Origin of the sequence: Thalassotalea sp. G20_0 (assembly GCF_017744175.1) — a bacterium.
Lineage (GTDB): Bacteria > Pseudomonadota > Gammaproteobacteria > Pseudomonadales > Endozoicomonadaceae > Endozoicomonas.
This window is the reverse complement of the sequence record NZ_JAGHQV010000081.1, coordinates 1-13,395: the sequence shown is the minus strand read 5'-3', so window position 1 is coordinate 13,395 and position 13,395 is coordinate 1. Positions and strand designations below refer to the sequence as shown.

3 protein-coding genes are annotated in these 13,395 nt (G+C 52.7%); all 3 read right to left on the bottom strand.

The genetic code is table 11. From position 1 onward, the window contains the following. Positions 1-2,597, bottom strand: a 2,597-nt coding sequence (locus J7438_RS23710) for a hypothetical protein (RefSeq protein WP_209278543.1), incomplete at its 3' end; no start/stop codon positions are given. A gap of 325 nt (positions 2,598-2,922) precedes the next feature. Then, positions 2,923-9,270, bottom strand: a complete 6,348-nt coding sequence (locus tag J7438_RS23705; RefSeq protein WP_209278542.1) for an AAA family ATPase — start codon at positions 9,268-9,270, stop codon at positions 2,923-2,925. A gap of 427 nt (positions 9,271-9,697) precedes the next feature. Continuing rightward, positions 9,698-13,395: transglutaminase domain-containing protein (locus J7438_RS23700; RefSeq protein WP_209278541.1), on the bottom strand; the 3,698-nt coding region annotated here is incomplete at its 5' end.

Genomic DNA, 13,395 nt, shown 5'->3' with positions numbered 1-13,395 from the left:
ACGGGATGCTCCCGGACCCTCCGGGCCAAATGCACCAGACGCCGCTCCTGCCGGGACCAGTGATGGCGCTGTCGGGCAAGGAGGGCATCGGGCAAATCCTGGCACGGCCCGGGTAACTGATCATCAACAAAGTTGGTGGCCAGTAACTCCCGGATCTGTTGTGATTTCTGTTGGTCGGCCTGATTCAGAATGGCGCTAATCTGGCTCTCCAGCGTCCCAACCGTTTGGCTGATGATGGTGTCTTGCCTGAGTGATAACCGGTGAGCGATAAGGGTATCTTTTAAGGTTGAGCGCAGGTTTCCATCAAAAAAGCGTTTTTGCCGGGCCCGCCGAAGATCAACCCCCAATCGCTGTGCCAGGGGCCGCTGCTGTGCCCGGGGGGCGGCGGCGACCATATAGATGGCCAGCTGTTTCACTGCTTTGCGAGATACAGGATACGGGTCCTGGCTGTTCTGGTGTACCTTGGCGGGACAGTGCCGGGCCAGCATCCAGAAATCGGCCTTGATGTCCCTCAGTTCCGGGGCAGGGTGGTGGGTCAGCCATTGCTCCAGGGCGGATCGGTCGGCCCGGTTGTCGGCGGGTTGATCAGGATAATAACCGGCAATTTTCGCCTTGATGAAACTGTAAATCTCCGGATCGCCACGATACGCCTTGGCCAACAGCACATGCAAGGCACGGCGTTGATGGCAGGGCAGAAGCCCTGGGCTACCGTCCAGCAGGCGTTCTGCCTCGGCCTGTTGCTCAAACCGAAGCTGAAAATCCTCCCCGGTCCAGGGCGGCCTGTCCGGATAGCGCTTTTGACAGGATTGGGGCAGAGACATCAGCAGGGAGTAGATCGGGTTTTCCGGTGCAGGTGGTTGGCTGTCGGAAACGTTGAGCAGGGCGTTGATCAATGCTGAGCCGGTGGTTTGCTGCCCCGGGGGTTTCATGAAGGTGACCCGTGCCTTTGGCAGATCCATCTTGTTCCCATGAATAAATAGATATGGAGCAGGCAACAACAGGGTTTCCAGGTTGACAGCCAATTCCGGGTTGCGCTCCAGACCACAAAGGGTCGTTGGCGTCCCATTGACCAGGGCATCCAGCAGTGGACTGTTGGTCAGGGAAAAGGTGAAACGGCTCTGGCTGATGAGGTTGACCTGCTGCAGGGATTCCAGGGTATCCCCGGGGTTAATCTGATAGGTGAAAGCGGCGCAGTGTGGGTTGCAGGCTCCCGTGGTTGGACAGTAGCCAGCCCTTGCAGGGAGCAACAAATCGGTTGGCAAATTGGCAAACAACTGTGGTCTTTTACTCTCCGGTAATTCCTCCAGTCGGCACAATAACCATAACCACTGTTTGTCATCCAGCTCGCCAGTAAGCACCAGTTGCCTGCAACCTTGCAGCAGATTAGCGAGCATATCCGTTTGCACAACGACAGTGCCCTCTACCATCACATGGCCTTTGAGACGCTCGATTGAGCTGCCGTTAATCACCACAAACGGGCTTTGGGGACAAAAAACGGTGCTGTCGCTGATCGTCTGGTCTTTCCGGGCATTGAGTTCGGTGGCACAGACATGGGCTACGGACAGGGATATCTGTTCAGGCAGCCGGACCCATTGGCGGTTGGCGGTGAATCCGCCAACCCGTATGGCCGTTGCCAGGGCTGCCTGGAAGCCAGTGTCTTCCCATGGTGCGTTGTTAAACACCAGGTGGGTATTCTCTTTCAGGTTGGCCAGGACCCCGTCAGAAAAAACCAGCCAACCCCGATCATTGAGGGTGATACCACCAAACAGTTGGTGGTACCAGTTATCGGTGGTGGTAAAGTCGATGGTGACGCGGAGGGGATTGGCCGGGATGTCTTCCGTGGTTTTTTGGGCCAGCAAGGTTTCATCGGTCACCGAGTCGGCAATATAGTCAGCTTCTGCCAAGACCTTTTCCGGCATTTGCCCTAATCTGCGCCAGAGGTCGGGGTTGGCCGGCTGGCTCCCGTCCAGCATTCCGTGGTTGACCAGAAATACCCGCCGGATGTGGTCGCCCAGTGGTTTATCGTTACATTTGGGTCCCACCTGAAGAAGGTCATTAAAGCTGGCGATATCACCGGGTTTCATGGAGGTCAGGTCAAACACCAGGGTCATCGGCTCATCCGTAAACAGTCGGCCTTCTGCTTGTTGTAATTGGCCGCCCTCTAGCCAGGTTTGTTGCATCAGGCCATGTTTTTCCAGATCATCCAGCGCGCGAATGCAATACGTTGCAGACTGTTCATGGCGTAATTGATCAATAATTCGCTGTTGGGTTAACGGAGTATTGGCAAAAAAGAACTCACCGGTGCTCAGGCTCTGATGGGCCGCTTCCTGATCCGTTAAGCGGGCGGTGGAGTGATCGCTTTGAAAGTGAGAGGTAACTTGACAGGCGGCTGTCGTCCTTTGTCCTAAGTCAGGCGTTGGGACTTTTTGGGGTTCTATTAATCTTGATCGCTGTGCTGAACGCTGCTCAGGCGCTGCTTCGTCATCGGGAAAAACTGATGCTTTCCTTTTGTCTCCCGCCGGATGTAATAAAGAATGGGTTATTGTTTGATTTGGCAAGGAGTGATAATGGCTAACTTCATTGGTTGTTTTGTCCATTTGATCATCCATGCCTGATTTATAAATGCCGTTGTCAGGAAATTATGGACAACAAAATAATAAGAAGGTTCCTGCCACGGAAACCCGATTTTGCTGTGGCGGTGGACGCCAGTGCTAAATGAACAATTCATGATGAATGGATGCTCAACCGAAAGGAAAATCTGCCCGGTATGCTGATGGCATTACTACCAAATGAAATCATAAGTAGTCAGAAAGTCTGATTTCATCTGGTTAACTACTCAGGCTCTATTTGGCTTCCGGACTGCTCTACTATGAACACTGTCTATAGCTCACGAAACATTGGTCAGGAATCCTGAAAGAGCCACTACTTATTGTCTTCATTTTCGATCTGTGCAAGAAACTCATCTAAAAGAAGCAGCAAATCATCCTTTTGAAGAACGACAGCGGAAGGTTGGTTAAAATACTCTTTTAAACGTTTTGGAGGTAATTTTAAATGGGCGATGGGGTCAACTTGATGATCGGCATGCGTAAGCATCGATTCAAAGTAAGGCTGCGCTGTCTCAGAATATTCCTCATAATAATAAATCACCCAAATGGGAGGATTGGAATCATTCGTGTGATGTGCTGCCAGCCAATTAAAGAATAGTTTTTTTATTAATGAACTGAAGTTTAAATAGTTTACACTCTCATATATTTTGCTAATTACTGGCTTTAATCCGGATTCTATTTTTTTAGCAATCTTATCCTTTACCGTTGGCTCGGACAAAGAAGTACAGTCGAAAATAATGGGTTTATAGCTTATTGATTTTGATACGTTCAGGAAAGCCGCCTCTTGGGACATAAGTTTTTCAGGGATGATAATGCTATTGCCCACAGGCTGGTGGTGGAATTGTTGATGGATGTGAGGCTGCGATAGTCGCTCCAAAAGGAAGCGGCTCCTGGTCATCGTTTTGAAAAGGTTTATGCAGCACTGTGAAAGTGGTGGATTTTCTATTTTCATTTCACCAAGGTCATGTTCTTTTAGCCTCAGATCATAAGACTCAAGCATTGATTTTACCCGGGCTTTTAACTGACAGGAATCACAGGCCCCAGAGAACGTCTGTAAGATAGCCAATAGTATATATTTCAGAAATGGAGGCACTGATGAGCAGTAAAGATCACATAGCCAGTTCAAATAGTGCACATCAGGCTCTTGTGCCTGTATCAGCTGAAATAATATCTTCAGTGCCTCATTCAAATGCCCTTTGCTAATGTACATGTCTACTGCACAATTCCAGGCACTTTTTCCTATGATATGTTCCCAGTCTTGTATGTTGTCACCAAACAGGTAAAACATTTGTGGTGATAATAGTATCATCCAGTTTTTCGGCAGATTGCTGAGGTTTGAGCGGGAGCCTGCAGGTCTTCTGTTGAATGCAGAGTAGTGATCTTTAAGTTGCTGCATAGCCCAGGCCGAAGCTGATCTTTTTTTGTTTGACTGTAATTGACCTGCAAGAAAAGCAAGATAATTGACAATTTTTTCCCTTAACGCAGAGAATCCTACCGTTGAATCGATCAATTGGTTGGAATAGTCCTGCCTCCTTTCAGCGGGTGGCTTCAGCTTAGTGCACTCTGGTTGACGATAATCCCCCCAGTCGGGTTCTGTGATATCTGCAGTGGACCGTCCGCCACCACCGAGTTGGTATTGTTGCCAGGTGTGGCCGCCATCGGGGCTGATCTCAACAAAACGGTGCGAAACATTCCGTACTTGCCGGGCAGGAATCCCCCAATAGTGGCAGAGCACCTGAAAGATCGTCGCCTTGTGTCGGCAAACCCCTTGTTTCTCCCTGAGCATATTCAGCAAAAGTTGTTCATCTTGTCCGGTCACATTTTTGCTGTCGGAAAATGTCGCCAGCCAATCCATCAACGCCATCAGTCGTTGCGGAACATCACTGATCCCATCGATGTAGCACAGCTCTGTATAGGCTTTGCAGGTGTTGGTTTTGGGGTCAAAAATCTGCGTTGCCAGAAGATCTGCAAGCCGTTGACTGCACAATCCCTGTGGTAATAGCCGGTCGCCCGGCCTCAGCTGGTTAAAATAGGTTTGCTCGGGAGCAATGATGAAGTCCACCGTTACCGATGATGCTGCGGATGCCTTACTTTTGATTAACAGTTGCCCTGTCAGCTCGCTTCGGGCCAGCTCAATGGGGGTGTCCGGGGTGCAGCGCAATGCCCGGAGCTGGTCTGAAGGCGTCAGGGCAGGCAGGGGCTGCCATTGGTTATTCAGGGTCAACGCAATGCTGCCGGGCAGTTCATCGGCACCAAGGTCGGTCCGCCAGATGATATTATCAGGCCATCCTGGCACAGAGGTTATCTTGCCATTTGTCCAGTCGATGGGGTAGTTGCGCAACCGGCCGTCTTCATCCAGACGGGTCTGGAGAAAAGAGAGACGATATTGGCAGGCATCATAAGGCTTTTCGGGAAAGTACCTGGCGACCTTGTAGTGGGAGGAAGCCACAATATCGCCAAATGTGCAAGGGTATGCCGAATGACCGTTTTTTTTCTGGTCAACAGAGCTGACCATTGACCCGCTATGGCTCTCCATGCCCTGTTGCATGGCCTGCACAATCGTTATGACGTCCTGATCGGTTGCCTCCGGTGTCACCGTGATTACCCGATCACTACAACGGGGTATAAGCCCGAATATTACCGTGATGGGCTGCAACAGTCCGGACATGCTATTGACCATGACCTCAAGGTCCTGGCGTCGTTGTTCTTCCCGATTGATTCGTGCCAGGCGTGCGGTATCCTCCTCCTGCAGCGGCGGCAGCGGTGTCTTTAAAGCGCGAAAGGGTAGTGACAGGTGTTGTTGCAAAGCCTGGTCCCACTGTTCAGGGCGGTGACTGGCCAGTTGCCGGGCGCTGCTGAACAGGTCGTCCAGTGCCAGTTGCACCGGGCAGTTCTGCTGATGCAGCGCTGTGGCCAGTTGGTGGAAATGACCCGCCAGCCATTTGGGCAACCCGTCAGGAATGTCGGGCAATCCCTGCACCAGCCTTGCCAGGTCCTCCGGGTCAAGGGCCGCCAGCCTGATTTGGGTGCAGCGGCTGGTCAGGGCTTGGCTCAGCGCTTCCCGTCCGGCAAAATAGCCGGGATTGATGGTGGCAAACAGGCGGAATCCCGGCGCTGCATGGCCGGTTAACACATGATTCAGTAACCCTTCTACATAGTGGCTGGGAATCAGGTTAAGCTCACTGATGGCAATCAGTTGCCCCCCGCTCATCGCCTGTTTAACGCTCTCGGCCAGAGTGGTCCAATGGTTCGGGTTGGCATTGATATGAACAAACGGGCGATTCATCCCTTGCTGCTGTTGCCAGAGCCGGATGGTTCTGTCCAGCACAAAATCCTTGCCCCAGCCCGCCGGGCCTTCCACCAGAATGGCGGTGCGCCCCGAGTCATCCTTGTCCAGACTTTGCCAGTAGCGGTAAGCCAGTTGCTGGACAGGCTTTGGCGAGAAGTCACCATCGGGGTTGGCGGCCTGCAGTCGTTGGATAAAATCAGTAAAGCTCGAGTCAACCCCCGCCAAAAGGGACGGATCTTCCTTGAACTGGCTCCAGTACCAGACGTTGAGGGTGTTCAGACGTTGCTGGTATTCCGTGGTTACAGCACCGGCCAGACTGTCCATAAATGCCCGCCGGACCAGGGCGTTGACTTGCCCTGGCGTGCTCACGATAGCAGCACAGTGACGGAGAATCTGGCGAATGGTGGCCAGCACATCGGTGATATCTCTGGGTGTGGTCTGGTCCAGCAGCTCCCGGAACTGGTTGTACAGGGTTAATAGCCGGTCACGGGCCTGTTGTTTCAGGTGATCAGGCCAGGCCCGGGGTAGATTGGGCAGAATGATGGCGTTGGCCAGCACGGTGTCCGGCAAGGGGTTATAGAAGAAGGTGGGAATCCGTGATTTCAGTGTGTTATCCAGGTGCCGCCCTGAATAATGGTCCGGATTACCGGTGAGAATAATCCGGTGCCGGTCGTTCAGTTCGTACTCCCGGCCCTGATAATGAAGCACCGGCGGCTGCCGGGTTAAACCGGCCAGGGGGGCCAGCAGGCCCTCTGGTGCCAGATTGGCTTCATCGAGCACCAGCAGGGGCGGATCTTTTGATAATGCCCACTGCAGCAGTGGCCCTTCACAAAATTCGGTGCCATGATCCTCCGCCCCATTGCCCACTGAATAACTCACCAGCTGCTGTCCACCAAACAGGGTTTCCCGGGTGTGGTTGGGCCCAAGCTGAAGCACCTGACAGCCTGGATACTTAGCCTTGGCAGCAATGGCTCTGGCCATAAAGGTCTTGCCGGCTCCGGCCTCGCCCTGCAGGAATACCACGGGATGCTCCCGGACCCTCTGGGCCAAATGCTCCAGACGTCGCTCCTGCCGGGACCGGTCAGGGCGCTGCCGGGCAAGGAGGGCGTCGGGCAGATCCTGACACTGCCCGGGTAACTGATCATTCTCAAAGGCCTTGGCCAGTACCTCCCGGATCGGTTGTGATTTCTGTTGGTCGGCCTGATTCAGAATGGCGCTAATCTGGCTCTCCAGCGTCCCAACCGTTTGGCTGATGATGGTGTCTTGCCTGAGTAATAATCGGTGAGCAATCAGGGTATCTTTTAAGGTTGAGCGCAGGTTCCCGTCAAACAAGCGTATTCGCCGGGCCAGTCGAAGATCAATCCCCAATCGCTGTGCCAGGGACCGCTGCTGTGCCCGGGGGGCGGCACCGACCACATAGGTGGCCAGCTGTTTCACCGAGTTGTTATTTATGTCAGCCGGTTTTTTGCTGTGCTGGTGTACCGTGGCCGGACAGTGCCGGGCCAGCGTCCAGAAATCGGCCTTGATGTCCCTCAGCTCCGGGGCCGGGTGGTGGGTCAGCCAGTGCTCCAGGGCCGATCGGTCGGCACGGTTGTCGGTGGGTTGATCCGGATAATAACCGGCAATTTTGGCTTTGATGAAACTGTAAATCTCCGGATCGCCGCGATACGCCTTGGCCAGCAGCACATGCAAGGCCCGGCGTTGATGGCAGGGCAGAAGCCCGTGGCTACCATCCTGCCGGCGCTCTGCCTCGGCCTGTTGCTCAAACCGCAGCTGAAAATCCTCCCCGGTCCAGGGCGGCCTGTCCGGATAGTGCCTTTGACAGGATCGGGGCAGTGACATCAGCAGGGAGTAGACCGGGTTTTCCGGTGCGGGTGGTTGGCTGTCGGAAACGTTGAGCAGGGCGTTGATCAATGTTGAGCCGGTGGTTTGCCGCCCCGGGGGAGGCATGAAGGTGACCCGTGCCTCAGGCAGATCAATCTTGTGCCCATGAATAAACAGGTAAGGGGCGGGTAATAACAGGGTTTCCAGGTTGGCAGCCAATTCCGGGTTGCGCTCCAGACCATAAAGGGTCGTTGGCGTTCCATTGACCAGGGCAGCCAACAGTGGACTGTTGGTCAGGGAAAAGGTAAAAAGGTTCTGGCTGGTGAGGTTGACCTGTTGCAGGGATTCCAGGGTATCCTCGGGGTTGATCTGATAGGAGACAGTAGCGCACTGCGGGTTGCAGGCTTCCGTAGCCCTTTCAGGGAGCAACAAATCGGTTGGCAAACTGGCAAACAACTGTGGTCTTTTACTCTCCGGTAATTCCTCCAGTCGGCACAATAACCATAACCACTGTTTGTCATCCAGCTCGCCAGTAAGCACCAGTTGCCTGCAACCTTGCAGCAGATTAGCGAGCATATCCGTTTGCACAACGACAGTGCCCTCTACCATCACATGGCCTTTGAGACGCTCGATTGAGCTGCCGTTAATCACCACAAACGGGCTTTGGGGACAAAAAACGGTGCTGTCGCTGATCGCCTGGTCTTTCCGGGCGTTGAGTTCGGTGGCACAGACATGGGCTACGGACAGGGATATCTGTTCAGGCAGCCGGACCCATTGCTTGTTGGCGGTAAATCCGCCAACCCGTATGGCCGTTGCCAGGGCTGTCTGAAAGCCAGTGTCGTCCCATGGTGCGTTGTTAAACACCAAGTGGGTGCTTTCTTTCAGGTTGGCCAGGGCCCCTTCAGAAAAAACCAGCCGACCCCGATCATTGAGGGTGATACCACCAAACAGTTGATGGTACCAGTTGTCGGTGGTGGCAAAGTCGATGGTGGTGCGTAGGGCATTGGCCGGGATGTCTTCCGTGGTTTTTTGGGCCAGCAGGGTTTCATCGGTCACCGAATCAGCAATATGGCAGTCGGCTTCTGATACGGTCTTTTCCGGCATTTGCCCCAGTCTGCGCCAGAGGTCGGGGTTGGCGGGCTTACTTCCGTCCAGCATCCCGTGGTTGACCAGAAATACCCGCCGGATGTGGTCGCCCAGTGGTTTATCGTTACATTTGGGGCCCACCTGAAGAAGGTCATTAAAGCTGGCGATATCACCGGGTTTCATGGAGGTCAGGTCAAACACCAGGGTCATAGGCTCATCAGTAAACAGTCGGCCTTCTGCTTTTTGTAATTGGCCGCCCTCTAGCCAGGTTTGTTGCATCAGGCCGTGTTTTTCCAGATCATCCAGCGCGCGAATGCAATACGTTGCAGGCTGTTCATGGCGTAATTGATCAATAATTCGCTGTTGGGTTAACGGAGTATTGGCAAAATAGAACTCGCCGGTGCTCAGGCTCTGATGGACCGTTTCCTGATTCGTTGAGCGGGCGGTGGAGTGATCGCTTTGCAAGAGAGAGGTAACTTGGCAGGCGGCTGTCGTCCTTTGTCCTAAGTCAGGCGTTGGGACTTTTTGGGGTTCTATTAATCCTGATCGCTGTGCTGAAGATTGCTGAAGCTTTGCCTGTCCATCGGAAAAATCCGATATTTTCCTTATGTTTCCCACCTGATGTGGTAAAGAGTGGGTTATTGTTTGATTTGAAAAGGAGTGATAATTGATAACTTCATTGGTTGTTTTGTCCATTTGATCATCCATACCTGATTTATGAATGCCGGTGTCAGGAAATGATGGACAACAAAATAATAAGAACGTTCCTTCCACGGAAACCCCATTTCTCTGAGGTGGTGGACGCCAGGGCTAAATGGACAATTCATGATGAGTGGATGCTCAACCGAAAGGAAAACCAGTTCAACATTGGTCTGGAATCCTGAAAGAGCCACTACCTATTTTCGATCTGTGCAAGAAACTCATCTAAAAGGACCAGCAAATCATCCGTTTGAAGAACGACAGCGGAAGGTTGGTTAAAACAGTATTTTATACGTTCCGGGGGTAATTTTAATCGGGCCATGGGCTCAACTTTGCAGTCATCAAGCGTAAGCCGACTATCAAGGTAAGTCTGCACTGACCTGGAATAGTTATTATAATACCAAGTCAACCAAACGGGAGAGGTGGTATCATTCATGTGATGTGCTGCAAGCCAATAAAAGAATATTTTTTTTATTAACTCATTTAACTCTACATGCTTTTCACTCATGGATATTTCGATAATTCCTGGCCTTACTCCGGATTTTATTGATCCAGCAATTTTGTCGTTTACCTCCTGGTCTGGTAAGGATGTGCAATCGAAGATAATGGGTTTGTAGCTTGTAGATTTTGATACGCTCAGGAAAGCAGCCTCTCCGGACATAAGCTTTTCAGGGATGATAATGCTGTTGCCCACAGGCTGGTGGTGGAGTTGTTGATGGATGCGAGGCTGTGATAGTTGCTCCAAAAGAGAGTGGCTCATGGTCATCGTTTTGATAAAGTCTGTGCAGAGCTTTGATAAGCGTACCTTGTCAGTTTTTTGTTCCTCAATATCAAAGGCCAGTTTCTCGGGACTTAAAGAATATGACATAAGCATTAATTTTACCTGGTCCTTTAACTGACAGGAGTCACAGGACTCAGAGAACGTCTGTAAGATGGCCAATAATACATATTTCAGGAATTCAGGTACTGATCGGTAAAGATCACATAGCCAGTTCAAATAGTGCACATCAGGCTCTTGTGCATCTATCAGGCGATATAATACCTTTATAGGCGAAAGCATGAAGCAATGTATCGCCTCATTGCCCCAGGTATCTACCATAAGCCAAGTGCTTTTTTCTATGATGCTTTTCCATTCATTTATTTTTTTACCAAACCGGTAAAACATTTGTGGCGATAATAGTACCCCCCAATTATTCTGCATACCTCTGTAATTGCCGGAGCTTACAGATTCTCGGTGGAATGTAGAGTAGATATCTTCAAGTGTGTGCATAACCGCCGTCACAGCTGATTCGTTTTTGCTCAACAGTAATTGGTTTGCAAGACAATCAAAATTCTTATCAATTAAATGAAAGAAGTCTCGCCACGAACCGATAAATTGGTCGGAATAGGCATACTCCTCGGGCGGCTTCAGCGCAGAATGGCCTGGTCGATGATAATCCCCCCAGTCGGGTTCTGCGATATCTTCAATGGTCTGTCCGCCACCCCCGAGTTGGTATTGTCGCCAGGTGCGGCCGCCATCGGGGCTGATCTCAACAAAACGGTGCGAAGCATTCTCTACTTGCCGCGCAGGAATACCCCAATAGTGGCAGAGCACCTGGAAAATCGTCGCCTTGTGTCGGCAAGCCCCCTGTTTCTCCCTGAGCATATTCAGCAACAGCTGTTCATCTTGCCCGGTCACATTTTTTCTATCGGAAAATGTATCCAGCCAACCCAGCAGCGCCCTGAGTCGTTGCGGGATATCCGGGATCCCATGGATGTTACGCAGCTCTGCATAGGCTTTGCAGGTGTTGGTTTCGGAGTAAAAAATAGTCTCTGCCAGGAGATCTTCAAGCCGTTGACTGCACAATCCCTCTGGTAATGTCAGCCATTCGCCCGGTCTTAGTTGGGTAAAATAGGTTTGCCCGGGGGCAATGATAAAGTCCACCGTTACCGGTGACGCTGAGGATGCCTGACTTTTGATTAACAGTTGCCCTGTCAGCTCGCTTCGGGCCAGCTCAACAGGGGTTTTCGGGGTGCAGCGCAGTGCCCGGAGCTGGTCTTTGGGCGTCAGGGCAGGCAGGGGCTGCCACTGGTTATTCAGGATCAGCGTACACTTGCCGGGCAGTTCATCTGCGCCAAGGTTGGTCCGCCAGACGCTATCATCAGGCCATCCTGGCAACGGTGTTAGCGTGCCATTTGCCCAGTCGATGGGGTAGTTACGCAACCGGCCATCTTCATCCAGACGGGTCTCCAGAAAAGTGAGACGATATTGGTGGGCATCGTAAGGGCGTCTGGGGAAGTACCTGGCGACCTTGTAGTGGAGGGGAGCCACAATATCGCCAAATTTACAAGGGTAAGCCGAATGACGGGTTTGTTGCTGGTTTACCGTTGACCCGCTATTACGGCTGGTCTCCATATTTTGCTGCATGGCTTTTGCAATGGTCATGACATCCTGATCTGTTGCCTCCGGTGTCACCGTGATTACCCGGTCACCACAACGGGGTACAGGCCCGAATGTTACCGTGATGGGCGTCAACAGTCCGGGCATGCTATTGGCTATGGTCTCAAGGTCGCGGCACCGTTGTTCTTCCTGCTTGATTCGTTCCAGGCGTGCAGTATCCTCCTTCAGCGGAGGCAGCGGTGTCTGCAAGGCACGAAAGGGCAGTGACAAGTGTTTTCGCAAGGCCTGATTCCAATGTTCAGGCCGCTGACTGGCCAGCTGTCGGGCGCTGCTGAACAGGTCGTCCAGTGCCAGTTGCACCGGGCGGTTCTGCTGATGCAGTGCTGTGGCCAGTTGGTGGAAGTGACCCGCCAGCCACTTGGGCAACCTATCAGGTATCTCGGGCAAACCCTGTACCAGATTTGCCAGGTCTTCCGGGGTAAGGGCTGCCAGCCTGACCTGGGTGCAGCGGCTCGTCAGGGCCTTGCTCAGCGCTTCCCGTCCGGCAAAATAGCCGGGGTTGATGGTGGCAAACAGGCGAAATCCCCGTGCTGCATGGCCGGTCAACACATGATTCAGCAACCCTTCTACATAGTGGCTGGGAATCAGGTTAAGCTCACTGATGGCAATCAGTTGCCCCCCGCTCATCGCCTGTTTAACGCTCTCGGCCAGAGTGGCCCACTGGTTTGGGTTGGCATTGATATGGACAAACGGGCGTACTGGCCGTTGATTCCTCTCTTGCTGTTGTTGCCAGAGCCGGATGGTTCTTTTCAGCACAAAATCCTTGCCCCAGCCCGCCGGCCCTTCCACCAGCATTGCGGTGCGTCCCGAGTCATCCTTGTCCAGAGTTTGCCAGTAGTGGTAGACCAGCTGCCGGACAGGCTCCGCAGAGAAGTCTCCATCGGGGTTGGCGGCCTGCAGTCGTTGGATAAAATCAGTAAAGCTCGAGTCAACCCCCGCCAAAAGGGACGGATCTTCCTTGAACTGGCCCTGGTACCAGACGTTGAGGGTGTTCAGCCGTTGCTGGAATTCCGTGGTTACAGCACCGGCCAGACTGTCCATAAATGCCCGCCTGATCAGGGCGTTGACTTGCGCTGGCGTGTTGTCCCCGGTAGCGGAACAGTGACGGAGAATCTGGCGAACGATGGCCAGCACATCGGTGATATCTCTGGGGGTGGTCTCCAGCAGCTCCCGGAACTGGTTGTACAGGGTTAACAGCCGTTTACAGGCCTGTTGTTTCAGATGATCAGGCCAGGCCTGGGGTAGATTGGGCAGAATGATGGCGTTGGCCAGCACGGTGTCCGGCAAGGGGTTATAGAAGAAGGTGGGAATCCGTGATTTCAGTGTGTTATCCAGGTGCCGCCCTGAATAATGGTCCGGATTACCGGTGAGAATAATCCGGTGCCGGTCGTTCAGTTCGTACTCCCGGCCCTGATAATGAAGCACCGGCGGCTGCCGGGTTAAACCGGCCA